Here is a 24,744-nt window from a genome sequence, read left to right as displayed (position 1 = left end):
GGGTAATTTGAACTTGACCAAAGTCAAGGATATATGAGTTTCAATACTGTACATTCTTAACGTCATTTACATTAATGGGGAGGACGCAATGGCTACAAGATTTACTAAATCCATGGCGCGTAATATTTTTATGGGGGGATCGCTGTTTTTTTTCCTGCTATTTCTTGCGCTTACGTTTGATACTAATCAGAAGCTGCCAAAACGTGATAACAGCCAGAATCTAACAGCGTCAGTGATTCATGGTAAAAAATTGTGGGAGACCAATAACTGTATCGGTTGCCATACTTTGTTAGGTGAGGGTGCTTATTTCGCACCGGAGCTGGGTAATGTGTACAAACGGCGCGGGCCTGATTTTATTAAGGCATGGATAAAAGGTCAGCCAACCGGCATTCCTGGTAGAAGACAAATGCCGCAGTTTAATTTCACGGATAAAGAGCTGGATGACTTGGTGGATTTTCTGAAATATACCTCAGAAATCAATACCAATAACTGGCCTCCAAATATCGAAGGTTAACCGTCACAATTACCAGGAGTCATTATGCAATATCAATCTCAGGCTGTGGCGAAGCCTTATTTTATCGCCGCAATTGCTCTGTTCCTAGGCCAGATTATATTTGGCCTGATTATGGGCATGCAGTACGTAGTGGGAGACTTCCTGTTTCCTGCAATCCCCTTCAACGTTGCACGGATGGTGCATACCAACTTGCTCATCGTATGGCTGTTGTTTGGCTTTATGGGAGCAACTTACTACCTGATACCAGAAGAGTCCGAGACTGAGTTGTTCAGCCCCAAGCTGGCTATTATCACGTTTTGGGTGTTCTTAGCGGCAGGTGCAGCAACTGTGCTGGGCTACCTGCTAGTGCCTTATGCATCATTGGCAAAACTCACCGGCAATGATTTATTGGCTACTATGGGACGCGAGTTTCTGGAGCAGCCCCTGCCAACCAAAGTGGGTATTGTGCTAGTTGTGTTGTCCTTTATTTTTAACGTCATCATGACCATGCTTAAAGGGCGTAAAACTGCAATCAGCCTAGTGTTGGTGCTGGGTTTGGTTGGTTTGGCAGTGTTTTTCCTGTTCTCGTTCTATAACCCGCACAATCTGGTAAAAGATAAGTATTACTGGTGGTGGGTGGTGCATTTATGGGTAGAGGGTGTATGGGAGCTTATCCTTGGTGCGATTCTGGCTTTTGTGCTGATTAAGGTGACTGGGGTTGACCGTGAAGTAGTGGAAAAATGGCTGTATGTGATTATCACCATGACATTGATTACCGGCATTATCGGCACTGGCCACCATTACTACTGGATAGGCGCACCTGCTTACTGGCAAGTGTGGGGTAGTGTGTTCTCTGCACTGGAGCCGATACCGTTCTTCATGCTGACTATTTTTGCTTTCAACATGGTGAATAAACGCCGTCGCGAGCATCCTAATCAGGCTGCAGTTTTATGGGCACTTGGTACCGGTGTGATGTCTTTCTTGGGAGCAGGCGTATGGGGCTTTATGCATACACTCGCGCCAGTGAACTACTATACGCACGGTACACAGCTCACAGCAGCGCATGGCCATATGGCATTTTATGGAGCTTATGCAATGGTTGTACTGACCATCATTTCATACGCAATGCCTATACTGCGCGGTCGTGCTGCCAACAGTAATAAGGCGCAGGTCGTCGAGATGTGGTCTTTCTGGCTAATGACAGTGGCGATGGTGTTCATCACCTTATTCCTGACTGCCGCAGGTGTATTGCAAACATGGCTGCAACGTATCTCTACAACACCAATGAGCTTTATGGCAACGCAGGATTCAGTCGCAATTTTCTACTGGATGCGAGAGGTTGCAGGTGTGGTGTTCCTGATTGGCTTGATTACTTACATCACCAGTTTCTTTATTAAAGGTGAAACTAAAGCGAGCTAATCTTTTGTAATGATTTTTTACTAGCGTATTGTTACAACAGTGCACGGCAAAAGAAGGGGGCTTTGCCTCCTTCTTTTGGTTTAACTGAACAATCTGTCGTACAGGGTCATCGCATGAATACAAATGCAGCATTGATGAATGAAGATGGGGTTTTGCCGGCTGAAGATTTGCCCGGCGACTTTGCTATCTGGATATTTATACTTGCAGAAATGCTGGTGTTTGGCGTGATGTTCATCGTATATGCATTTGCACGCGCCCATCAGCTGGAGGTTTTTAATGCGTCCCAGCTTACATTGAACCGTGGCTTGGGTACCTTAAATACCATTATTTTGATTACCAGCAGTTACTTTGTTGTACGTTCTGTTGCTGCGATTAAAGTGAACGATGCTAGACAGTCTGCGCGCTGGCTGCTTGGTGCAATGGCGTTGGGGGCTATGTTTATAGTAGTCAAGCTGTGGGAGTTTAACGAAAAGTTCTCTGCAGGCATCACGCTGGAAACCAATGATTTTTACATGTACTACCTGACGCTGACGTCTTTTCATCTGATGCATGTGCTGATGGGCATGATTATTCTAGGATGTATCGTGTTTAAGTTAAGAAATGGTGACTACACAGCGGCTGAGCATTTTGGTGTGGAGACCGGTGCTTCATTTTGGCATATGGTGGATTTGCTATGGATCATACTTTTCCCACTGGTTTATATCATCCACTAATCATGAATAAACCAATCAACCATTTTTCTACACGCATCTGGCTAGTGCTAATTATGCTCACCATGCTTACCTTTGCTATCGGGGAAGAGGTTGCGCAGGGCAAAGCCGTGATGTTGAGTGTACTGGCAATCGCCTTTATCAAAGGCCAGTTGATTGCTAATTATTTTATGGGGCTGCGCTATGTAAGCTGGCTGTGGCGCGGCATCATTATGGGTTATTTTGTGGTGGTAGGTGGCATGGTTGCCATTGCTTATTTATTGTAACGCGGGGCTTATTTGAGCGTTCGCTAAAGCAAACTGAATACTGAAAGACTTTATGGAAACACAAACAAGTAGTACCCCGTTTTATGAGCCTAGCGGTGATGAGTGCGATCTGTTTGAACGTGCGTGGAAGAATCGTCTGCCGCTGTTAATTAAGGGCCCCACCGGCTGTGGTAAAACACGCTTTGTTGCACATATGGCTGCACGTCTTGGTTTGCCGTTACATACCGTGGCCTGCCATGATGATTTGACTGCGGCAGATTTGGTGGGGCGACACCTGATTGGCGATGGCGAAACCATCTGGAATGATGGTCCGCTTACTCGCGCGGTGCGTGAGGGCGGCATCTGCTATCTGGATGAAGTGGTAGAGGCACGAAAAGATACGACCGTGGTGCTGCATCCGCTGGCCGATGACAGGCGTATGCTGCCGATAGACCGCACTGGTGAGCTGCTACAGGCACCACCTGCGTTTATGCTGGTGGTTTCTTATAACCCTGGTTATCAGAACTTTTTAAAAGGAATGAAGCCTTCAACGCGGCAGCGCTTTGTATCGCTGACGTTTGATTTCCCTAGCGCAACGCAGGAAGAGGCGATACTGATGGGCGAAACCGGTATTGATAGCATGACTGCAAAACGGTTGGTTTCTATCGCTGGCGCATTTCGTGCCTTGCGTGATCATGATTTAGAAGAAGTAGCCAGTACCCGTCTGCTGGTGTACGCAGCGACCTTGATTAAAGATGGTTATGACCCAGTACGTGCCTGTCAGGCAGCATTGGTGGAAACGTTAACCGATGACGCAGAAACTGCAGTCGCTTTGAGCGAGGTGGTAAGTGCCACCTTTGGGCGTTAATGGAAGAATATGTAGGAGAACTATGGGATCGCCTGATTACAGGGGCGGCAGAGAAACGTCATGCTGCAGCCACCGTTAAGCTGGATGATATTGCCAAGTCAGTTGCTATATTTTTTAGGGCGCTGGGTGGTGACCCGGGATTAGGTATTTCAGCGGCACCGGCAATACGTCACGGTGCACGTAGGCGCCTGTTGCAGCGCATGGCTGGTAGTGGTGAAAAGGTAGAGTTAAGCTGGCGTGATGGCGAGGTGTTGAGGCTACCCTCGCAGATAGACCTGTTTGCCGAGTATGCGCTAAACCGTGACCTTTACTTCTGGCTAGTGGCAATGGCCGCGGTAGATACCGATAACAATCAGCCGTGGATAGTTAGAAATCAGCAGGCAACTCAAAGCACATTGCAACGCTTTCCCGGCTTGCACGTTCGCTACAGTCGGTTGGTCGATGCCTTGCTCGCAATGCGTATTCCACCGCACAAACTGCCAGAGGATGAAGCTGCGCAGGAGTATTCTATCCGTCAGGCATTGCAGCAGCCAGGTAGTGTAGATGAGATTACACTAGCCAAGCGCCCGTTTCAGCCTGTGCCGTTGTGGCCGCATCCCAATCCCCCCGTTAGCGGTGAACCCACTGCGACTGGTGTAGGTTCTCCTGAGCAAGCAAGCAACGCCGCACAGAAAAAAAACCGACGTAAACATCTGGCACAACGCAACGATGTGAAGGATGATAAAAACGGCTTTCTCATGATGTTTCGCGCCGAGAGCCTATTTTCATGGGCTGAGTTTGTAAAGGTGAATCGCCCGCAGGATGAAGAGGACGATACGGAAACCGCGCAATTGGCAGCAGAAGATATGGATAGCCTCACCATTGCCCGTGATGGTAAAGCCAGCGCTGCCAATGTTAGGTTTGATCTGGATTTGCCTGCCGGTGCTGCGGATGATACGCCGTTGGGTGAAGGTGTTTTATTACCAGAATGGAATTGGAAAAAGCAGGTATTGCAGCCGGATTACTGCAGTTTGCAGCAGCTAATCGCTACTGATGCTAAGCCTTGCGAGTTACCGCATGCCTTAAAAAACACAGCCAATCAGCTAAGACGCCAGTTTCAGGCGTTAACGCCAACCAGACACTGGCTTAAAGGTCAGCAGGATGGTGACGAGCTTGACCTGGATGCCTGGGTGCAGCTTGTTTCTGAAAGAAACAGCGCTATGCCAACTTCTGAGCATGGGCTTTACCGCGCGCAGGTGAATCAGGAGCGTGATCTAGCTTGTTTGCTGTTGGCTGATTTGTCATTGTCCACCGATGCCTATGTATCTAACCATGCGCGCGTGATTGATGTTATCCGCGATAGTTTATTGTTGTTTTCTGAGGCGCTGACTGCAACCGGTGACAGTTTTGCACTCTATGGGTTTTCATCTCTCAAGCGTAGCCACGTGCGGTTTAATTACATTAAAGGTTTTGATGAAAAATACAGCAGCCAAGTGCGGGGGCGTATTACCGCCATTAAACCTGGCTATTACACCCGCATGGGGGCAGCCATCCGGCACGCAAGCAGTTTACTGGTGCAGCAGAAAAGGCGGCAGCGGTTGCTATTGATATTAACCGATGGCAAACCTAATGATCTGGATCAGTATGAAGGTCGCTATGGCATTGAAGATACGCGAATGGCGCTGATTGAAGCGAGAAGGCTAGGGCTGCGACCATTCTGTGTCACGATTGATACCGAAGCTAGTGATTATCTGCCCCATTTATTTGGTGCTGGCGGCTATGTGGTAATCCGCAACCCTGAAGACCTACCTAAAGAACTGCCGTTGCTTTATGCGCAAATGACCCGTTAAGTGCCTAAGTCGTAGCTGCGGAGTTTTTTAACATCAATAATCATTACGTCTTTCCCGTTTACCTCAATCAAGCCTAGCTGCTGTAGTTTTGCGATGGTGCGCGATAAGGTTTCCGGGGTTAGGTTGAGTAGTGACGCGATGGTTGTTTTGCTTGCTGGTAGCGTAATGTTACTGGCATCGGAGGCGTCAGCACTTATCTGTAACAAATAGCCAATAAAGCGTTGTGTACATGATTGCAACGATAGCATTTCAATATCCTGCACCAGTTGATGCATTCTGACAGAGAGGCCTGCCAGCATTTTGCGCGCGAACATCGTGTCGTTATCCAACATAGAAAATATCAGGCTTTTAGGGATCAGCAGCACTTTTGAATCCAGTATCGCTTGCGCATACACTGGAAACTTGCGCTCTAAGAATAAAATAGCCTCACCAAAACTTTCTCCTGGGGAAACAATACTGATAATTTTTTCACTACCCTGCGGTGAGGTGACGCCAAGCTTTAACTGGCCATCCAATAATATATAAAGGCCAACGGCGGCTTCTCCACGGTTAAAAACGGCGGTGCCTTTAGGGAAGTCTATGAGCTGTGAATGCCCAGCAATTTGGGTGATTTGTTCAGCAGTGAGTTCTTTGAACATGAAGAACTCAGACAAAGTTTGGGAAATGAACAGCGTATTCATCTGCGAACCTTTTTAACTGGTGGGTGTGGATTATGCGGTTATTTTGCAGATACGCCTACTTTTTATTGTGCGGCTTATTGCACAGTGCGGCGCTAGCTAAAATAAATATAAACAGGATCATTGTTGCAACATGCATGAGGCCGCCAGCTTTGCGCAAGCTGGGCATTAATAGAAAATCACCTAATAACCTTATCAGTAATGAAATATGCAGCAGCCCCAAGGGCAGATAAAAGCTAGCATGGTAGGGAATTTTAACTTTGGTAATGGCTGGAAATATGATCGGTGCATGACCGAATATCATGGAAAATACAAAACCTAGAAAAATACTGTGACTAAATGCATCGTAACTAGCACCGGGGCTAAGTGTGGGGAAAGTGAGGCCGATAATGCCGGCAATTAGTAGCCATGCATAGCCGCTGCACAGGGCGATTGCAATATAGCGTGTCAGCCCTTTTTGCCGGATGGTGTGGCGCACAATGTCATGACGCATCAGCCACAGCGTCATGACAACCAGCGCTGCTGACAATACTTGAAAGTTAGGCCATGCGCTGTGTGAAGCGCTGATTACACCTGCAAAAAATAGAACCAGTGCAAATACAAAGAGTAATTTGCTGCCTTGAGTAGGGCGTAGAAATCTAGATAATTCCAGTCGTTCAGCGACGATGGTCATTATTAAAAACCCCATCCACCAAGGCATAATGCGAGCAAGGCTAAGCCCGTTCAGCCAAAGAAAGCATCCTGTACACCAGCATATGGCGGCAAGCACTAACGTAAAAGTAAATAGCTCACGCTGCTTTAAAAATATTTTGATAGAGACAATGCATAGTAATGCACTGGCGATAAAAATCAGCGCAAGCGCGATGCAATAATCTGCATCTGTTATTAGTAGTATTGCTCCGGCAACTGAGGCTAACGGTGCAAGGTAAGCCCAGCGTTCACCAATGGCTACGGCGCGTTCCAGACAAATAACGGTTCCCAAAAAACCGCACACCATGAGCGGGGCGTGCATTGTCAATGCTGTGTTTGCCGGTATTGGAAGGTTCCAGCCTAAACGAATGAGGCCGATATACATGCCGCATAGCAGGCTGATGAATCCAGCTACCAGCATGGGGACGCGATAGCGTACGGCGAGATTTGTTTTCATAAATAGATATTATCAGCTGTTGTAGTTAAGCTGTTGAGCCCCAGCCTAGCCTCTGCTTTGCCTGCTCGCTCATCATTGCTGGCTCCCAAGGCGGCTCCCATACTAAATCAAGCTCCAGTTCAATATGGTCAGTCAACGTTTTACTCACGGAGTCATGAATGCTTTCAATCACAATTTCAGACATCGGACATGCGTGAGATGTCATGCTGAAGGTGACTTTGGCAATATTGTTCTGGATTCTAATGCCATAAATCAGGCCAAGGTCGATCAGGTTCTCGCCGATTTCTGGGTCTATTACCGATTGCAGAGCAGTGTAGATGCGCTGTTCATCTTTATTAAGTTGGTTAAGGTTCAGCTGATTAAAGCTCAGTTGGTTTAGAGTCATCACTATTTACCTTAATAATGCTTTGAGTGCGTCAGATGCACCATTCATATTTTTATTCATGGCGTCTACCTGATATTTAACCATGCCGTCCTTATCCAGAATAAAAATAGTAGCATCATGCTCATAGTCGCCAGATTCTACTTTTTTATATTTAACGCCAAGCGTAACGGCCAGTTTGCGTATTGCGCTTGCATTACCTTGTGCCAAGGTCCATGAAGGGCTGGTGATGCCATGCAGTTTGGCAAACTCTGTGAGTTTGGCGGGGGTGTCGCGCTCAGGGTCTAGCGAGAATAAAGCAAAGTTAGTGTTGGCGGCCTGTGCTGCGCCTAGTGAGCGCTCGATGCGTTTGATATTCTGCACGGTGAGCGGGCACACGTACTGGCATGACGTGTAAACCATGGCTATCACGGTTGGCTTGCCTCCGAGTGCGCTCAGTTGAAAAGCGCTCCCATTTGCTGCTGTCCAATTATCGGTAATATTAAACACTGAGTCAGTGCTGGGGGCTGAGGCAGCTGTTTGTTGCGGGTGATGGTGATGCTCATGATTATCAGCGAATGCCGGAGAGCTCAAAGCCAGTATGAATGACAATAGAAGTTGATGCTTTAGCGTTTTTTTCATTTTATATCCTTTGCACAACGGAATCCTAAACTTTTACCTGTAAAGTTGCCCTTCAGGCTTTCTCGGTATGAGTACCTCATAAACGCAGCATAATCATCAAGATTGCTCGCACTCAAGCTGCCGCTGCCACAAAACAGTGTCTTGTCGCCGGAGTTTCTAGAGTCAGGTGGTGCCATGTAGCTATTAAAATCCGCAGTCCACTCCCAAATCAGGCCTGCCATGTCAAATACACCAAACCCGTTGGCTGGCTGGTTTTTGATTGCCAATGGTGCTCTGTTAGGAACGGAGTACCAGCGAATAATCTGCTTCTGCAGGTTTTCTTTATCCCTGTCATTATCGTTGAGGGTATATTCCCACTCGTCGGTCGAAGGCAGGCGTTTATCTTGCGCCTCGCAATATGCCGTTGCCGCAAACCATGAAACATTGACTACTGGGGCATCTGGATTTTGTGTGTCTAGGTTTGTTGTATCTGTGGCATCTTGCGTGCTTTTCCAGTGATCCAGATAGTGTGAGTCAGAAAATATCTTTTTGATATTGGTTGGGTGCCAGTCTGGATGTTGGCTCACAAAAGCTCGAAACTCGCGATTAGTAACAGGGGCGGCGTCCATCCAGAATGCGTCTACTTTTACTTTGTTCGCCGCATTGCTACTCCCTGAATCTTTCTTCAAAAAGAAAGGGGTGAAGCTTCCCTGCGGAATCATCACCATTTCTTCTGCGGATACTGCCGCCCCGTAAGTAAGGGCGGCAGGTACTGCCAGCAGGGAGATGAGTTTTAATTTTTTACTCAACATGTTTTATAGGAGCGACACGGTGCTGTTTTACTTCTTCCGGGGTGACTTCATCACCGTTATTGCCCCAGTTGCTGTAAATGTAAGTGAGCACATTGGCGACTTCTTCATCGCTAAGCGTCCATGCAGGCATAACGCCGTTGTATTCATTACCGTTCACCATCAGCTTACCTTGTAAGCCGCCAGTAACTGCCTTGATGGTGGGCGCTTTGCCGTTAAGCAAGTAATCTGACTTTGCTAGGGGAGGGAACGCCTGCGGTACGCCTACACCGCTTGTTTGGTGACAAGCTGCGCAGTTGTTGTTGTAGATAGACTCCCCCAGTTTGATGCGGTCAGCTTTGGTTTTGGCACTAGGTGTCTGTGCTTGAGATCTTTCTGCATTTCTCATGCTGGTGCCTTCAGGCAGGTAAACCTCATCAGTCATTTTGCCTGAGTAGATGGTTTTTTCTTCATCACCCGATACTTTCAGCATGCCCAGAGCGCCTTTATTGAATGCTCTAGTGAGTGAGTGGTCTACCATGATGTAGGTGCCAGGGACGTTTACTTTGAACTCCATATAAGCAGCCCCACCTGCTGGAATCATCGTAGTCTGTATGTTTTTGGCGGGGCTGGCAGTGTTGCCTTCATGGTTAACTTTATCGAATATCTCACCAATGACGTGAAAAGAGGAGGTTAGGTTAGGGCCACCAACACCAACATACAGTCGCACAGTGTCGCCTTTTTTCGCCTTCAATGCGTTGTCGCCGGTCAAAGCGCCTGCTGCACCGTTAAACACCACATATTCAGGCTTCTCATCAATCGCTTTCGCCATACTGAAGGCCTGTAAGCCTTGTTCACCATTTTTGCCTTGGGTGTAAAAATCTCCCTGCATCACGTAAAACTCATGGTCAACTTTAGACATACCAGCTTTAGGCTCCACTAAGATCAGACCGTACATACCGTTAGCTACATGCATTGCTACAGGTGCGGTAGCGCAGTGGTATACATAAAGGCCAGGATTTAGTGCTTTGAACGAAAATACAGAGCTGTGGCCAGGGGCTGTCAGTGACGCTGCTGCACCGCCACCAGGGCCGGTTACCGCATGCAGGTCAATATTGTGTGGCATTTTATTATCCGGGTGATTGTTCAGGTGAAACTCAACGTCATCTCCCTCGCGAATGCGGATAAATTTACCTGGCACTTTGCCGCCAAACGTCCAGAACGTATAGCTGACACCATCAGCAAGACGGCCTTCCAGCTCTTTAACTTCAAGATTAACGATGACTTTCGTTGCATGTTTTCTGGTAATGCGTGGGGGTACGGCGGGTGCGTCTGTCAGTACCGCTGTTTCCTGACCAATCACTTTATCACTGCTGGACTTGGGTGCAGTTGCAGCTGTAGCCATGTTAGCCATGCAAAGTACAGCGCCTAGTACTAAAAGTGGTATCTTTTTCATGATTTTCTCTTTCTCCCAGTATTGACTGTATTCAATTTAAAAACACATGAACAGAATGAATCTAGACTGCATGTTATGTTATGTCATGTTAGTTAATTTACGCTGAAGATAAATTGATACGCATCAATTAGTTAAAATATATTATTTACAGCAGATAGTAATGTTTATCATCATTGAACTACAATGGATTGCCAATTTAGCTAAGCGAGCGCCTATTGTGCGCCTCACTCGATTTTTATTGAATGCCGTTTTAAATTAATTATATGTTGCATATTAAATGCAACATATATAAAATGAATCTCTCCTATGCAAATTACCAAATTCACAGATCTTAGCTTAAGAGTATTGATGTATCTCACGCAAGAGGTAGGTAGTTCTATTGTCACAATCAATGAGATCGCACAGCAGTTTGATGTACCCAGAAATCATTTGATTAAAGTGGTTACCAGGTTAAATAAGTTAAAGTGGGTTTCTACTACCCGTGGACGTAGTGGTGGCTTAAGGTTGGGGATACAACCGTCTCAGTTGAGGCTGGGAGATATATTAAGAGAGCTGGAGAATAAAACCTCATTAATTAATTGTAGTGAGCCACCTTGCGTGTTGAGTGGTCAGTGTAATTTAAAAGAGATTTTAGATCACGGCTTACATAGCTTTTATGAGGAAATGAACAAATATACTTTGCAGGGAGTTGTGGACTCTAAAACACAGCAAGCGGTGATTAAATTACATCAGCGCTTTGTTGCTTAATTACCCAGTTCATTAAATTAATAAAACCAAGTTAATGTTGATGATTGCTTGGTTTTAATTGTAGGTAAGTTATACCAAGCACTCTTACGAGTGTTTTTTTAGATTATAAATGTAGCATTTTAAATGCAACTTAAATAAGGAGACGTCATGTTATCAAGATCAGCAAAACCCTATATCGATGCCAGTGTGCCAGTGCTTAGGCAGCATGGGATAGCCATTACTACATTGTTTTATAAGAACATGTTCGAGTCACATCCAGAGCTTAAAAATATTTTTAACATGGGAAATCAAGCCAATGGCTCGCAGCAGCAATCATTAGCGGCGGCTGTATTTGCCTATGCGGCCAATATTGATAACAGCGCAGCTTTGGCACCAGTGATTGAGCGTATCGTACATAAGCATGTGTCGGTTGGTATTAAGGCAGAGCATTATCCTATTGTAGGCAGCAATTTAATTGGAGCCATTAAAGGCGTGCTAGGTGAGGCAGCGACTCCTGAGCTGCTAGCAGCTTGGGAGGAGGCGTATGGCCTATTAGCCGATGCACTGATTGATGCAGAAGCAAGGTTGTACCAGCAGAATAATCAGCAGCCAGATGAGTGGCTTAAAGTGAAGGTGGCAGATAAGCAGCATCAATCAGAGGATGTGGTGACCTTTACGCTGCAAGCGGATGGCGGGCAAGTGTTGCCTAAGTTTAAACCGGGTCAATATATCAGTGTGGCCGTGCATATTGAAGCTCTTAATTTAAGGCAGATAAGACAATACAGCCTGTCTGACGCTAATCAGGACAATACCTACAGAATTACTGTGAAACGCGAAAAAGGCGACGAATATAAACCGCGTGGTAATGTATCTAACTGGTTGCATCAGCATGTGCGGGTGGGGAGCGTGATTGACATTAGCTACCCATGTGGAAACTTTACCCCTGACGTACTAGATCAACAGCCGATAGGGTTAATTTCTGCCGGTGTGGGTATTACGCCGATGATTTCAATGGTGAAAGAGATCTCTATCAATAACCCAACAAGAAAAGTTTTATTTGCACATGCGGCCAGAAACCGTAACAGCATTGCGCATCTGGATGAGATTCAGCAAGCTAAGCATGCGTTAAATAACCTTAATGCGATTTTCTTTTTGAATGAATCAAAAAAACAACATGCAGATGAGTTAGAAGGGCGTATGGATTTATCAGGACATATCTCTACTGAGTTTAAAGATGGCATCTATTACATCTGTGGGCCGCAGTCATTTATGGATGATCAGCGTGACGCTTTGCTAGAGCTTGGGGTGAGTTCTAAAAACATTCATAGAGAAGTATTTGGTCCAGAAAGTCTTAACCACATCATTTAATGGTGCGTTGATGCATTAATTCGGTGAGTTTTCAACATAACGCTTGCCGATTTTAATGGATTATTTAAATAAAACGTTAGCTTAGTGGATTAAACCTCTGATCTGTACGCCGCTGATATCGGCATGTTTATTGCTTGGATGTTCTTGGGCTATTTATAATAGAAAAGAAAAAACAGCATATGAAGTTATATTTAAATACATCACATCAGACTTTTGATTTTGCCAATCTTGATCTAATTCATACACACAATCCAGAAACATCTGTTTTTATTTTTGACTTTGATGATGAGAGGTCATTGACGTATATCCTCAATCAGCTTGCTGAAAAGCTACCAGAACAGTTGCTTGAAAACTCCTACGTGATGATCGCAAAAGACGCTAATCCGACGGATCCTGCAGAGACGATGTCAAGCATTGTCCCATTCAACATTTTTTATACCAGGCGCCTGCACTCATGGTTACTAGATGATATTAGCTTACATGTGCAAATATATTTTCAGCCTATTGTTGACTTCACCCAGAACGGAAAAATTTTTGCCTACGAGGCCTTATGCCGCATAAAGAACCCCTCTGGCGAGTTGTTGAATGGTGAGGAGTCATTTAAGTTGGCGAGCCAGCTTAAATGTAGCGAAGAGCTGGATATTGCTTGCCAGCAAAATGCATTGGTTGGTAAAGCAAATTTAATTGCCCCAGGCACACCTATTTTCATTAATGTGCTGCCACAAACCATTATGAAAAAGCGCTGGCTGACATTAATGATGGAAGCGCTAAGCAAATATGGCATAGAACAGCGTGAAGTGGTGATTGAAATTGTTGAAAGTGAAAAAGTATCCCCCGAGCTTTTATCCGAGTGCTGTGATGAGATTCGTGCTCACGGCCTTCGTATAGCACTTGATGACATGGGGTCGGGCTTTAATGGTTTGCGTACACTGGCCGCTGTTCGTGCAGACTATATCAAAATTGATAGGGCGATTGTTCATGAAGCACAAGGTAGTCGTGTGCGTACAGTGTTGCTGGAGGCCATTATCTCAATGGCGCAGAGGCTCGGCTGTACCGTTGTGGCAGAGGGTTTGGAGCGCGTAGAAGACATTAACTTCTGCTTAGACCTTGGGCTTGCCTATGCGCAGGGTTACTATTTTGCAAAACCAGAAAGTAAACCTACTCAGTCAGTGGCAGCGTTGCCTAAGCAGGATGATGCACATCGTTCTCATATACCAGATGAGTTCAGGATTGGCGAGTTTGTGATGCGTGGCTTAACGATAGAGGTCAATACTTCCATTGAAAAGGCGCGAGAAATTTTCCGGGATAATCCGGATACTGAAATTGCTGTGGTGCTAGATCATTTGCGACCTATCGGTTTGCTCAAGAGGGGTAAAGTATTTACTCAGCGCAGTAGTTCATTGGGTGCCTATTGCGATGCATTACCAAAAATGATTACCAATCGCACGCCTTCATCATTATTAGCGCGAGGGCTCTACCTCGAGCGCGGAGATGCCGAGCCCTGGATTATGGTGGGCGATGATGGTGTCTACATCGGCATCATACAGCCGCTAGAAATTATGGCACAGTTGATCAGTCGGAAGATGAGTACTGGCAGCCTGCACCCACTTAGTCAGCTAACTACAGGGCCAACATTGCGGCAATCGCTGGATGTCAGCATACGCAATAATCCCAACACCGTATTAGTCTATATTGATCTTGATCACTTTAAAGCCTACAACGATAGGTATGGGTTCATACGTGGCGATGCCATGATTCGCCTATTATCAGAAATTGTCAGGCAGGAGTTTCTTGGCGCTACAGGGACGTTGGTCGGTCACATTGGTGGTGATGACTTTGTGTTGATTCTAGATCATATCAACACAAAACTTGAAGACAAGCTGCTGGATGTGATTTACCATTTCCAAGACCTCGCCAGCCATTTATATGACACATCAGACTTGGAGCGTGGATTTTTTACTACTGAGGATGGTAGCGAGCATCCTGTTGCAAGCATCTCAATTGCTGTCGTGAATGGTAGCCAAGGCGCACTATCAAATAGTGTCGCAGCTGCGGAGCGTGCGGCTTACCTGAAAAAGATAGGTAAATCCAACATAGGTAGCATCATTGTGGTGGAGGATGTTACGCCTAGACTTGTAGTGCCAGAACATGAGGTACATTCCGATTGGCAGGCTCGCGCACTAGATGCGTTGCAATCCTTACTTCAATATCGCCGCTCGGAAGATTCGCATTGCATGGATGGCTGTTTCACTGACTATCCGTTCTTTGAGGTGGTATTTGAGCTTAACGCTAACGGGATGCAAAGATATCCGAATTGGATTAATCCAAACATGTACGGCAAAATTAAAGCGGGAGGGGCAGGGGTTGATCGTAGCCTGCAAGCTTATTACAACGAAGCGCATGACACGCTTAAGCCTTATATCTCTAACATTTACCTATCAACAGCGACAGAAGATTTTTGTTTGACGGTATCGTTACCTATTCTAAATCAGCTAGGAGGCCTCGAATCAATACTCGTTGCTGACATCAGTATTGCCGCCATGGCGATGCTGAGTGGTGTGAGCAGTCAACTGTAGAAAAGTATTGGGTAATCCGGGAAGCGGATGCTGAAAGGGCGTTTAGTTCTGCATTATGCACATTATTTGTGCCTGGAACGTATGCTTATTGGCGTGCTTACATCTTACTCTTTAGATGCTTCAGAAAAAACAAGAGCTTCTGTAAACACACTCAAGCCTAAATAAAGCCAAGGTTGATTACGCATGTGCGCTGATTTTAGCTGATAAAGAGTGATATGCCGTGGCAATACGGTGTTATCTGACTTCACTTGTTTTGTCTTGCCAGTATCATGCGCCCGCGCACATCTGAGCAATGTTGCGTTTAACATCCCAGCTAATCAAATCATGTGCCAAGCGAGTGTAGACATGGCACTGGGCAACATCCCCCAGACGCCTTGCCACTACTTTATACGGTACTGTTTGCCCGCTTACCTTGGCAAAAGTATCTACCATTTCTATAGTACTCATTCTCCTGTTTATTTTGAGTAACGTTTTCACGCACTAGGAGCGTTATATATTCGCAGATGTTAGCAAACCTAATCTGTACGATACCACACACACCATTTGAATCTGATGAGTTGGTCATCAAACATCCGATGATGTGTTTCAGTTTAAGTGTTCCCACAGAAAATGCTCTTTATTTGATGACAGCCGTACAAAAGTGATCACCATCATCTGTTAGTGAATGATCTTGTTTGTTGATTTCAGCCAGCATTAGGCTGAATAGAGCCATTGGTCACGTTATAACGCCAGCCTGAATCAATTAATTAAATCAATCAATACATAGGGTTAGTGTATTTTATTTACGTTGGCATAGATGTGGCTTTAATCAAAAGCTGATCTAAAAATAATGTTTGTAACGTTATTTAATTTTTAAAAAATAGACTAAAAAAAAGAAAAATAACATGAATTTAAAACTCAGGATTAATTTAATTATTACCTTGATATTGGCGTTAGTTATGCTGATAGGGGCAGGGATGATGATTGATAATGCCCGAGAGGATGTCAGGGCGGAGGTCGATTCCACCACGGTTTTAGCATTGCATTTACTGGATGCTGAGTTACTGCATTATGTTTCAGATTACACATGGGCGAATAATCGCGATAAAAATAAGGTGGATATCTTTCGTTTGCAAAGCTTAGATAACGTACGCCATTTACGTATCGAATTTTTTGATGCCCAAGGCAATCTGCGCGATAGCAATCGTCCACCTGCCGGCCATGGCAGCAAATCACCACCAGCTTGGTTTGAAAAATTAATGAGTAAGGTTTCATCTTCATTAAAGACTACGCGCCGCCCAATTGTTATTAATAACCGCGTGCTAGGCGAGCTTGTGATTACGCCTGACCCATCCTATGAAATTGCTGAAATATGGCATGACACCTTAGGTTTATTAAGCCTAGGTTTACTATTTTTTATCGTAGTTAATGGCATGATTTATTGGGCGGTAGACCGAGCCCTACGCCCATTAAACACCATACTGAACGCCCTCACCGAGCTTGAACATGGAAATTGGGGTGCACGTTTACCCTTGTTTTCTCTCCCTGAGCTTTCCAGTGTTAGCAGTAAATTCAATGCCATGGCGCAAACCTTAGAAAACAGTATATTGAACAACCACCGCCTTACAACCCAATTAATTAGGCTGCAAGAAGATGAACGTAAAAATATCGCCCATGATTTGCATGATGAAATTGGGCAGCATTTAACGGCTATCAATATTGATGCATCGGCCATACTTAAGGCAAAGGACCTGACATCCACCTATGAAAGCGCGCAGGCTATTAGTATTGTCGCTAGACAAATGATGGAAATAGTCAGGCAAATGCTGCAGCGCTTGAGGCCAGCGGTGCTTGATGAGCTAGGGCTACATGCATCATTAAATGAGCTTATAGACAACTGGCGGCAGCGTAATCGAGGTGTCAATCTCAGCATTAATATTTCTAGTCAGGTCAACTGCCTGAATGAAACAATGGCAATTACTACTTATCGTATTGTTCAAGAGTGCTTAACTAACGTGACTAAACATTCAAAAGCTCGCTTGGTGACGATTAAGGTGGAATTGCAACTTGGGCGCTTGAAGTTACTGGTCAAAGATAATGGTCAAGGCTTTGACCATACTTTAAACACGCAAGGTTTTGGTTTGGCTGGTATGCGTGAACGTGTAGAAGGGCTGAGTGGCTCATTTAACCTCAACACCAAGCTAACTGCTGGTGTTGAGATACAAGTCAGTTTACCTATGATGTTAAGGGCGGGCATATGATGACCAAGATTCGGGTCATTTTAGTAGATGATCACAATGTTGTGCGCTCAGGGTTACGCCGTTTATTAGAGCTTGGTGGTGATATTGAAGTAGTGGCGGAAGCTGATAGCGGTGAGCAGGCTTGCCAACTCTACACCGAGTTTCCGGCAGACGTAATGGTCATGGATATTTCCATGCCTGGGCTGGGCGGACTAGAAGCCTTGAGGCGAATATTGCAGCGTGACCCATCAGCAAAAATAGTCATTTTCACTATGCATCAAAATACCGCGTTTGCCACACAGGCGCTTGCTGCTGGCGCCAAATGTTATGTTTTAAAGTCAGGGCTGGCCGATGATTTGCTATTGGCAGTACGTGAGGCCAACGCTGGTAAAACTTATATTAGTCCCAATATTGCGCAAAAAATTGTCATGCAGTCACTTGCTGGCGCAGCAGACCCTACCGAGCGCCTATCAGCCAGAGAGTTTGAAGTATTCAGGTTGCTGGCTGAGGGCAGTGGGGTTGACGATATTGCGCTGATGTTAAATGTAAGCCAAAAAACTGTGGCGAACTACCAAACCATTCTTAAACAAAAACTTGGCATTACCAATGCGGTTGAGCTAGTGCGGCTCGCAATTAGGTACGGTGTCATTCTGGAGTAAACGTTTCCAGCCGCATTAAAATTAGTTACAGCTAATTGTTTCGCTCATTCACATCTCCCATTCTTGCTTGTCACTGACTCGGGAAAAAATCCCGATATAAATAGTGAGCAACTCCCGGTATAACTCGGGAGTCTCGCTCTTACGCGAACATCCCCCTAAGCCTTATATTTGCTGGCTAGCGCAATTGGCGCATAGATAAAAATTCACATGAATTGCTACACCAAAAATAATATCAAGGTGTATTAGCTAGAGGGATGAAGTAAGAATGAGTTCGTACAGAAAATCGTCTAAAGGTTTATTGTCTTTTAAGTTAAAAACCATCCCGCTAATTATCTTATCTACGTTTTCACAATACGGTCAGGCTGAAGAAAGCTCAGCTAAAAATAATGCCGCTACTAGCCTTGCTCAATCATCAGTGCATGACGATGCCAGTGAAATTGGCAGTGTTAATGTGGTTAGGCCTATGGTTCTGCCTTCATCTGCAGCAAAGTATGACAAAAGTGGATCCATACTATTATCTGCTAAGGACGGTGATGATAATAAAGTGGGGACTAGTGCAGGTGCTAAGGAGTACGCAAGGTCTTTAGCTAAGGATAAGGGTAAAAATGACCTGCCAATCGGTATCCAGCTTCAAGATATTCAAGTACGCGCCAAACGCCTATATGAAATAGGCCCGCTGCGCGGCTTGGCGCTCACTAAAGAAGAGATTCCTGGCAACGTACAAAGTATTAGCGCTAAAGAGATTAAAGAGTCGCACGCATTAAGTATCTCTGACTTAATGAACTCCAAGCTGCAATCTGTCAATGTGAACGACTATCAAAGCAACCCATTTCAAATGGATGTGACCTATCGAGGTTTTACTGCAAGTCCGCAGCTAGGTACCGCACAAGGTTTAAGCGTGTTTCTGGATGGCGTACGTGTGAACGAGCCATTTGGCGATGTGGTGAACTGGGACATGCTGCCACTTAACGCCTTGGCTGGGCTAGATGTGTTCCCAGGGTCAAATCCTATTTTTGGCTTAGGCACACTAGGCGGCGCATTATCCATGCGCACCAAGAGCGGTTTTGATGCTAAAGAGGGCACCATCGAGGCTTTGGGTGGCTCGTTTAATCGTAAACAGATACAAGGCAGTGTCGGTGGTAATAACGGCGTGATTGCTGGTTTTGTGGCCGCTAATATTTTCAATGAAGATGGCTGGCGCGACAACTCACCCAGCAAAGTCAATCAGTTATTTGCCAAAGGTGAATGGCGTAACGAGAAGCTACAGCTTGGTTTAAGTGCGTTGTACGCGGGCAATGAGCTAACTGGCAATGGTTTGTTACCTACTGAAATTGCGCAGCAAGATCGTAGTAGTGTATTTACTAGCCCTGACGTAACCAAAAACCGCTTGTTGCAATTTCAGTTAACAGGTCTGTGGGACGTTACAGACACCTTTAATATCACTGGGCAAATCTATAAACGGAAAAGCCGTAGAAATAGTAGCACTGGCGACATGAATGGCGATTTTGGTGGCGCAGTCACGCGCAGGCCAAACCCGGGAGAGCAGATTGCTCCTGGATATGCAGATATTGATAGGGATGGGCTACCTGACTCTACGGGGCGCGTAGCCAATGTGGCTATTTCTCAAGGTGGATACACCCTAGATGCAAATGGCAATCCAGAGCAGATTTCAGGTGGTTTTCAGCAAATCGGTGTAGACCAAGACGGCAATCCAATTATTGACGAAGTGTTTATTAACAACCCAGCATTTGATGCAAGTAATCTAGCGATTGGCACTAATTTTAATACTGCGGTCAGTGCCAATCAGGGTACTCAGGATATCTATGATAACGATGGCAATTTCGTGAAAACGGTACCACTTTGGGGTTATGGTCAACTATTGGATGGTACTTTTGCTACGAGCTCGCTGAATAATCCTACTTTGCCAGATACATTTAAACAAGCTGCACTTACTGTATGGCAAAACCGCTCCGCCATCAGAACATTGCAGAATTTACAAAGTAGTCTTGGTTTGCTAGATGCTACTAATGAAAATGGTCTAAGCACATTTTTTGCAGTCGAGGGCTTAGAATCTGGAGAGTTCGATGCAGGTTTTGTGAATGATAATGGCTTTTTTGTCGCATTAAATCATAAAGCGATTATCGTTCCAGTTGGCGCTGATGGTAACTATATACTAGGGACGGCAGATAGCAATGTCGGCTTAGGCAAGCCTTTACTTATTCTTGTCAGAGACCCTGTGACGGGTGTGCCTCTTGAAAGAAATGGTGTGGATTTTAATGGGACAAGCCGAGCGCAAGTAGGAAAAGGAACAGGTTACGCATGTGATGAAAATGGCCAGAATTGCACGCCCACTGCACTTATTACCAAAACAGAAATTGAACAGGTGACGGATGGTGGCGCAATTCAGTTTAACTGGAATTTAGAAAAACATAAATTCATGATTGGTGCGTCGATTGACTCATCCGATGCCTCATACAATAGCGCCCAATATTTAGGTCTGTTAGATAATAATCGTAATGCAGTTTTAGCCCCTGATCGTCTTGGTTACGAGTATGCGGCTGCCAGCAATCCATTGGGCCTGAATAACTTTGGTGGCAATAGTATTACAAAAAGCCTGTATTTTAGTGAAACCTGGACACCAACAAAAGAATGGAGCTTTACGGGGGCAGGGCGCTATAACCAAACGTTTGTTAAAAATGAACTGGCTATCAATAGTATTTTGGGGGTTGCAGGGCCAAATAAATTCTTAAATTTCTATAATCTAGGCGTGCTTTGTAATGATAACAATAACGACGGCACAGTGACCGCAGACGAATGTCCAGCAGGCGAAATACTACCTTTCACTGTGGAGAGAGCGAATGGTTTAGGAGCTATTGGTAAGGGTGAAACGGAGAAGTTTAGCTATTACTCATTCAACCCATCACTTGGCGCCACATGGCAACCGCATGAGACATTAAACCTTTACGCCAACTGGAATAAAGGCGCACGTACCCCTAGCGTAATCGAGTTAGGCTGTGCATTAGATGATACGCCGGTACCTGCGACGACTAATGCAGATGGAACACCTGCCTCATACAGACCTAGGTCTTTAATGGAGCGTAGATTCTGTAGTTTGCCTAGTACCTTGGCTGGGGATCCCTATTTGAAGCAAGTGCGTTCAGAAACCATGGAGCTAGGGGCAAGAGGTTATTTAACACCAGAGCTGCAGTGGAATGCTACGGTTTACAACACAGATCTGACAGACGATATTTACTTTGTTTCATTTACACCTGATAGAAGCTTTTTCCAGAATATTGGCAATACTCGTCGGCGTGGATTTGAGACGGGCATTCAAGGCAAGGTGGGTAAGGCCTCATTTAGATTGAACTACTCGCTGACTGATGCCACATTCCAAAGTGGTTTCTTAACAGCCAGCCCGAATAACAGTTCGGCAGGCACTCTCGTACAAGGTGATAGTTTAGTTGCTTCGCTGACTCCCACTGGATATCAGCAGATTTCAGTGAAACCAGGCGATAAGATTCCAGGCATCCCACTACACAACCTTAACGCGAGCTTTAACTATGAAGTGACGCCAGATTGGAATGTTGGCTTTACCGCCATTTTACATTCCAGCGCTTTCGTCCGAGGCAATGAAAATAATAAACATCGTGCAGGCCCCGCTAGCCCAATAGTTGGAGCGTGCAGCACCATTGTAACGGACGAAAATGGTCTACAAACTGGATCAAACTGTGCTAGCTCCCTCGCAAGGCCTGCTTTTAGATATGGAGGAAAAACGGCAGGTTATGCCGTATTTAACCTTAATACCAGTTATAAACTCACTAAAGGTTTAACTGCTGGTTTGCAAATTAGCAATCTTTTTAATCGCGAGTATCAAAGTGCCGGACGCTTAGGCTTGAATCCTTTCTCACCCTCTATCAATGGCTTAGTTGGCGCTAACGGGTTTAATTACAACAGTAACGATTGGCGTAGCAGTACCTTTTTAGCGCCAGGTGCACCAAGAGCTGCGTATTTTACGCTGACTTACGATTTTGATTTAGGGAAATAAGTAACTAGAGATGGGCATTTGCGAACTGCCCACTTGAGCATTCAACTCGAATCAATCTAAGAACTTACAAGGGCCTTTAGCTGATTTGGGTGAATTGGTGTCGTAGGCAGCCACAAATGCCTGCTTATTGTAACTGTTTTAGGAGATAAAGTAATGAAGAGTCAATTACTTAAATTAGCAGTAATCGCAGTTCTGGGCACGTCTAGCCAAGCATTTGCAACGGGTTTAGTTTCACTGCCAGCGGCAGGTTTGTCTGTTTCAGCAGGCACTAATCAGCCAGCAGGTACTACTGCATGGGTTACATGTAACACAACAGGTAATTACGGTTCAGGTAGCTATACTGCGCCAACGACAGGTGCGAATAATAATTGTGCAGTTTTCCCAGGTAACATCAACACCAGCCCTGTTTCAGGTTTCAGCAGGCTGACGGCAAATGATTTGACTGGTACTGCTATCACTGCTAATGGTGAGAACATCGCCTATATGACGTCACGTACTTTCCGTAACACGGCAAATACTGAGTGTATCTACGGCAAACAAATCTCTATGGATACCAGCACTACTTTTGACTACAACAGCAGCTTAGCCGGTCAACAGTACTTGGAGGTAAACGATTTTGCATTCGGTGGGTTTAGTGCAACAACAGACGTTTCTGCTGGATATTACCATCGCGCTTCAACAGATTCTCCAGTGTTCCGTGTAGGCCGTGCTTTCACTTCTGTACAAATGCAGGCTGACCCATCTGATGAAACTTTAGTAGCAACAGGTTTTATACACCGTCCAATCAATGGTCCATCTGTACCGGCATCGGGCACAGAGATCAATGGTGTTGGCCAAACAGCTAGCCCAGGCACTGTAACGCCAACTGCGGCCGAACAAACCTCAGCTATCCGTACTAATTGGGTGGACTTCACAGTTGATGTGACTGGTGGTGTAGATGAAGACGGTGGTACTGAGCCAGATGCACCAATGATGTACGTACGTGCTGCTTGTACTTCTACTGCACCAGCATCACTGGCAAATAGTGTACGCATCCGTCAAACAGGTCAAGAAACACAGCCATGGGTCACTATCTTGGCTTCAGGTTTGGCTCGTAGCGGTGCTAACGCTAACTTCTAATTGTATTTTGATTTGAACTAGCTAGATAAAAGCTGGCAGGGCTTTGCTCTGCCAGCCTTATAAATGATCTGGATGATAAAAATGAAAAGAAGTTGTTACCTATTTGGTTTAATGCTTTGTATGCAGCATTTATCAGCAAGTGCTGATGTTGCTAATGACAGCCAAAGTGGTTTTGTGAACTTACCAGCCACAGGCAATACCAATTCAGCCTATGTTTTGTGTGACACAAGCACAAACTTTGGATTGAGTGAAAAAAACGCAAGTAATAGCAATCAAAGCTCACTAGGCCAATGTGCCGTGAGTGACGATAAGCTTGCAGATAGCCCAATGAATTCGCCTATAGATGGTTTTACGTTAGTAGGTATTATTTCCCGCGGTGTGCCTATCCCCGAACCTTATGCCGCAGCAGGCGGTGAGGAGTTTGCCACCTTGACCGATACCGTTTGGCATAACAACGATACCAAAGAATGTATTTTTGGCACCCATATTTTGATGAAGGACCAAACCTTAGCCAATGGTAAGCGCTGGGAAATTAACGATATCACACGTGGTGGTTTTGCCGGCCGCCCAGTTGCTATTGCTTACTTTATGAAACCAAAACCTAACAAAGATTACGGCATGCCTGAGGCTTTGTTTCGAGCTGGCAGAACTTATACCTCGGTTCCGTATGAAAAAAACGGGTTGACCTTGCCAGCTTTACAAGGTGCGCCAGCCCCTACAAAAGCAATTAGCAAAAATCAATCAGCGGCTATGAATGAAAACTGGGTAGATTTTACTACCGACATTAGTTTTGACGATGCTGATGGTGTAACAAAAAAAATGACATCTATGTTGTATATCAAAACAATCTGCGAGCAACGTCAGCCAGAAGAAAAGGAAGGTGCCATTCGCCTACGCACCACCGGAGGTAATGGGCAGGATTGGTTGGAGATAGATGTACCTGGCTTGGTGCCATTTGGTGCAACGATTGAAAGGTATTGAGGCATATATGAAACAAACAAAATCAACACAACATGGCTTTACCTTGTTGGAGCTATTGGTCGTCATGGTCATTATTGGTTTACTTGCTGGCTATGTAGGGCCTAAATACTTTGCCCAGATTGGTAAGTCTGAAGTGAAAACGGCTAAGGCTCAGATTGATTCACTAGAAAAAGCCATTGATCAATACCGCTTAGATAACGGCCACTATCCGAGCACAGATAATGGCCTAGCCGCGCTTAATGAAGCGCCGGCAAACGAGGCCAAATGGCAGGGGCCATACCTAAAGAAAAAGGTACCTAACGACCCATGGGGAAAGCCTTACCAGTACAAGATGCCAGGTGAGCATGGGGAGTATGACTTATGGTCATTGGGCAGCGATGGTATGAGTGGTGGGATTGCTGAAGCTGCTGACGTAGCGAACTGGGAATAGGCTATTC

Annotated in this window: 22 protein-coding genes; 15 read left to right on the top strand and 7 right to left on the bottom strand. The window is 45.3% G+C overall.

All coding sequences use genetic code 11. The features are described 5' to 3' along the window. Positions 1-88: 88 nt before the first annotated feature. The 6 genes from C3Y98_RS05980 (at position 89) to C3Y98_RS05955 (ending at position 5,564) form a co-directional block, all read left to right on the top strand. Entirely contained in the window at positions 89-514 is a 426-nt protein-coding gene (locus C3Y98_RS05980) for a c-type cytochrome (RefSeq protein ID WP_135277211.1), read from the top strand. A 24-nt stretch (positions 515-538) separates the two neighbouring features. Then, a complete protein-coding gene (locus C3Y98_RS05975) occupies positions 539-1,912 on the top strand; it encodes a cbb3-type cytochrome c oxidase subunit I (RefSeq protein WP_135277209.1) in 1,374 nt (457 codons plus the stop codon). 113 nt (positions 1,913-2,025) lie between these two features. Next, a complete protein-coding gene (locus C3Y98_RS05970; protein ID WP_135277207.1) occupies positions 2,026-2,625 on the top strand; it encodes a cytochrome c oxidase subunit 3 family protein in 600 nt (199 codons plus the stop codon). A gap of 2 nt (positions 2,626-2,627) precedes the next feature. Further along, complete coding sequence (locus tag C3Y98_RS05965) at positions 2,628-2,888, top strand: cytochrome C oxidase subunit IV family protein (protein WP_135277205.1); 261 nt, start codon at positions 2,628-2,630, stop codon at positions 2,886-2,888. A 52-nt stretch (positions 2,889-2,940) separates the two neighbouring features. Next, positions 2,941-3,735 (top strand): CbbQ/NirQ/NorQ/GpvN family protein, encoded by a 795-nt coding sequence (locus C3Y98_RS05960; RefSeq protein WP_135277203.1) that lies wholly within the window; start codon positions 2,941-2,943, stop codon positions 3,733-3,735. Beyond that, on the top strand, positions 3,735-5,564 hold the full coding sequence (locus C3Y98_RS05955) for a nitric oxide reductase activation protein NorD (protein ID WP_135277201.1): 1,830 nt from the start codon (positions 3,735-3,737) through the stop codon (positions 5,562-5,564). Before C3Y98_RS05960 ends, C3Y98_RS05955 begins: the two co-directional genes overlap by 1 nt. Here C3Y98_RS05955 and C3Y98_RS05950 read toward each other — a convergent pair. From C3Y98_RS05950 to nirK, 6 genes are read right to left on the bottom strand one after another with little or no spacing between them, the layout of a single operon-like run. Beyond that, positions 5,561-6,244: a Crp/Fnr family transcriptional regulator gene (locus tag C3Y98_RS05950; protein ID WP_135277199.1), complete on the bottom strand. Its 684-nt coding sequence runs from the start codon at positions 6,242-6,244 to the stop codon at positions 5,561-5,563. The genes C3Y98_RS05955 and C3Y98_RS05950 overlap by 4 nt on opposite strands. Positions 6,245-6,299: 55 nt before the next feature. Next, positions 6,300-7,388: a hypothetical protein gene (locus tag C3Y98_RS05945; RefSeq protein ID WP_135277197.1), complete on the bottom strand. Its 1,089-nt coding sequence runs from the start codon at positions 7,386-7,388 to the stop codon at positions 6,300-6,302. A 25-nt stretch (positions 7,389-7,413) separates the two neighbouring features. Beyond that, on the bottom strand, positions 7,414-7,773 hold the full coding sequence (locus C3Y98_RS05940) for a metal-sulfur cluster assembly factor (protein ID WP_135277195.1): 360 nt from the start codon (positions 7,771-7,773) through the stop codon (positions 7,414-7,416). A 6-nt stretch (positions 7,774-7,779) separates the two neighbouring features. Continuing rightward, positions 7,780-8,391 (bottom strand): SCO family protein, encoded by a 612-nt coding sequence (locus C3Y98_RS05935; protein ID WP_135277193.1) that lies wholly within the window; start codon positions 8,389-8,391, stop codon positions 7,780-7,782. Beyond that, positions 8,388-9,182 carry a formylglycine-generating enzyme family protein gene (locus C3Y98_RS05930; RefSeq protein ID WP_135277191.1) on the bottom strand — a complete coding sequence of 265 codons (795 nt, stop codon included), beginning with the start codon at positions 9,180-9,182 and terminating at the stop codon, positions 8,388-8,390. The genes C3Y98_RS05935 and C3Y98_RS05930 overlap by 4 nt, the downstream gene beginning before the upstream one ends. Next, the gene (gene nirK / locus C3Y98_RS05925; RefSeq protein ID WP_135277189.1) at positions 9,172-10,614 is read right to left on the bottom strand and encodes a copper-containing nitrite reductase; all 1,443 of its coding nucleotides are present in this window, start codon (positions 10,612-10,614) and stop codon (positions 9,172-9,174) included. Before nirK ends, C3Y98_RS05930 begins: the two co-directional genes overlap by 11 nt. A 306-nt stretch (positions 10,615-10,920) precedes the next feature. Between nirK and C3Y98_RS05920 the strand changes: the two genes are divergently transcribed. The 3 genes from C3Y98_RS05920 (at position 10,921) to C3Y98_RS05910 (ending at position 15,284) form a co-directional block, all read left to right on the top strand. Then, entirely contained in the window at positions 10,921-11,361 is a 441-nt protein-coding gene (locus C3Y98_RS05920; protein ID WP_135277187.1) for an Rrf2 family transcriptional regulator, read from the top strand. 147 nt (positions 11,362-11,508) lie between these two features. Next, complete coding sequence (gene hmpA, locus C3Y98_RS05915) at positions 11,509-12,708, top strand: NO-inducible flavohemoprotein (protein WP_135277185.1); 1,200 nt, start codon at positions 11,509-11,511, stop codon at positions 12,706-12,708. A 179-nt stretch (positions 12,709-12,887) separates the two neighbouring features. After that, complete coding sequence (locus C3Y98_RS05910; protein WP_135277183.1) at positions 12,888-15,284, top strand: EAL domain-containing protein; 2,397 nt, start codon at positions 12,888-12,890, stop codon at positions 15,282-15,284. A gap of 267 nt (positions 15,285-15,551) precedes the next feature. Here the strand turns inward: C3Y98_RS05910 and C3Y98_RS05905 are convergent, their stop codons facing one another. Continuing rightward, positions 15,552-15,731, bottom strand: coding sequence for a hypothetical protein (locus C3Y98_RS05905; protein WP_135277181.1), 180 nt, complete (start codon positions 15,729-15,731; stop codon positions 15,552-15,554). A gap of 437 nt (positions 15,732-16,168) precedes the next feature. On the opposite strand from C3Y98_RS05905, the gene C3Y98_RS05900 reads away from it, so the two are divergent. The 6 genes from C3Y98_RS05900 (at position 16,169) to gspG (ending at position 24,737) form a co-directional block, all read left to right on the top strand. After that, positions 16,169-17,524, top strand: a complete 1,356-nt coding sequence (locus C3Y98_RS05900) for a histidine kinase (protein ID WP_135277179.1) — start codon at positions 16,169-16,171, stop codon at positions 17,522-17,524. Next, the gene (locus C3Y98_RS05895) at positions 17,521-18,162 is read left to right on the top strand and encodes a response regulator (RefSeq protein ID WP_209308753.1); all 642 of its coding nucleotides are present in this window, start codon (positions 17,521-17,523) and stop codon (positions 18,160-18,162) included. The genes C3Y98_RS05900 and C3Y98_RS05895 overlap by 4 nt, the downstream gene beginning before the upstream one ends. Before the next feature lie 265 nt (positions 18,163-18,427). Further along, positions 18,428-22,207, top strand: coding sequence for a TonB-dependent receptor (locus C3Y98_RS05890; RefSeq protein ID WP_135277177.1), 3,780 nt, complete (start codon positions 18,428-18,430; stop codon positions 22,205-22,207). A gap of 153 nt (positions 22,208-22,360) precedes the next feature. Beyond that, positions 22,361-23,326 (top strand): hypothetical protein, encoded by a 966-nt coding sequence (locus C3Y98_RS05885; protein WP_135277173.1) that lies wholly within the window; start codon positions 22,361-22,363, stop codon positions 23,324-23,326. Between the two features lie 81 nt (positions 23,327-23,407). Beyond that, positions 23,408-24,307 carry a hypothetical protein gene (locus tag C3Y98_RS05880; RefSeq protein ID WP_135277171.1) on the top strand — a complete coding sequence of 300 codons (900 nt, stop codon included), beginning with the start codon at positions 23,408-23,410 and terminating at the stop codon, positions 24,305-24,307. Positions 24,308-24,314: 7 nt separating this feature from the next. Further along, complete coding sequence (gene gspG / locus C3Y98_RS05875) at positions 24,315-24,737, top strand: type II secretion system major pseudopilin GspG (protein WP_135277169.1); 423 nt, start codon at positions 24,315-24,317, stop codon at positions 24,735-24,737. Positions 24,738-24,744: the final 7 nt, after the last annotated feature.

Origin of the sequence: Methylotenera oryzisoli (assembly GCF_004661485.1) — a bacterium.
Classification (GTDB): Bacteria; Pseudomonadota; Gammaproteobacteria; order Burkholderiales; family Methylophilaceae; genus Methylotenera; species Methylotenera oryzisoli.
Note: the sequence above shows the minus strand (reverse complement) of the source record. Positions and strands in the feature narration are given on the sequence as shown.

Coding starts and splice junctions, on each gene's coding strand:
- C3Y98_RS05980 (WP_135277211.1), top strand. CDS start 89: ATGGCTACAAGATTTACTAAATCCATGGCGCGTAATATTTTTATGGGG.
- C3Y98_RS05975 (WP_135277209.1), top strand. CDS start 539: ATGCAATATCAATCTCAGGCTGTGGCGAAGCCTTATTTTATCGCCGCA.
- C3Y98_RS05970 (WP_135277207.1), top strand. CDS start 2,026: ATGAATACAAATGCAGCATTGATGAATGAAGATGGGGTTTTGCCGGCT.
- C3Y98_RS05965 (WP_135277205.1), top strand. CDS start 2,628: ATGAATAAACCAATCAACCATTTTTCTACACGCATCTGGCTAGTGCTA.
- C3Y98_RS05960 (WP_135277203.1), top strand. CDS start 2,941: ATGGAAACACAAACAAGTAGTACCCCGTTTTATGAGCCTAGCGGTGAT.
- C3Y98_RS05955 (WP_135277201.1), top strand. CDS start 3,735: ATGGAAGAATATGTAGGAGAACTATGGGATCGCCTGATTACAGGGGCG.
- C3Y98_RS05950 (WP_135277199.1), bottom strand. CDS start 6,244: ATGAATACGCTGTTCATTTCCCAAACTTTGTCTGAGTTCTTCATGTTC.
- C3Y98_RS05945 (WP_135277197.1), bottom strand. CDS start 7,388: ATGAAAACAAATCTCGCCGTACGCTATCGCGTCCCCATGCTGGTAGCT.
- C3Y98_RS05940 (WP_135277195.1), bottom strand. CDS start 7,773: ATGACTCTAAACCAACTGAGCTTTAATCAGCTGAACCTTAACCAACTT.
- C3Y98_RS05935 (WP_135277193.1), bottom strand. CDS start 8,391: ATGAAAAAAACGCTAAAGCATCAACTTCTATTGTCATTCATACTGGCT.
- C3Y98_RS05930 (WP_135277191.1), bottom strand. CDS start 9,182: ATGTTGAGTAAAAAATTAAAACTCATCTCCCTGCTGGCAGTACCTGCC.
- nirK (WP_135277189.1), bottom strand. CDS start 10,614: ATGAAAAAGATACCACTTTTAGTACTAGGCGCTGTACTTTGCATGGCT.
- C3Y98_RS05920 (WP_135277187.1), top strand. CDS start 10,921: ATGCAAATTACCAAATTCACAGATCTTAGCTTAAGAGTATTGATGTAT.
- hmpA (WP_135277185.1), top strand. CDS start 11,509: ATGTTATCAAGATCAGCAAAACCCTATATCGATGCCAGTGTGCCAGTG.
- C3Y98_RS05910 (WP_135277183.1), top strand. CDS start 12,888: ATGAAGTTATATTTAAATACATCACATCAGACTTTTGATTTTGCCAAT.
- C3Y98_RS05905 (WP_135277181.1), bottom strand. CDS start 15,731: ATGAGTACTATAGAAATGGTAGATACTTTTGCCAAGGTAAGCGGGCAA.
- C3Y98_RS05900 (WP_135277179.1), top strand. CDS start 16,169: ATGAATTTAAAACTCAGGATTAATTTAATTATTACCTTGATATTGGCG.
- C3Y98_RS05895 (WP_209308753.1), top strand. CDS start 17,521: ATGATGACCAAGATTCGGGTCATTTTAGTAGATGATCACAATGTTGTG.
- C3Y98_RS05890 (WP_135277177.1), top strand. CDS start 18,428: ATGAGTTCGTACAGAAAATCGTCTAAAGGTTTATTGTCTTTTAAGTTA.
- C3Y98_RS05885 (WP_135277173.1), top strand. CDS start 22,361: ATGAAGAGTCAATTACTTAAATTAGCAGTAATCGCAGTTCTGGGCACG.
- C3Y98_RS05880 (WP_135277171.1), top strand. CDS start 23,408: ATGAAAAGAAGTTGTTACCTATTTGGTTTAATGCTTTGTATGCAGCAT.
- gspG (WP_135277169.1), top strand. CDS start 24,315: ATGAAACAAACAAAATCAACACAACATGGCTTTACCTTGTTGGAGCTA.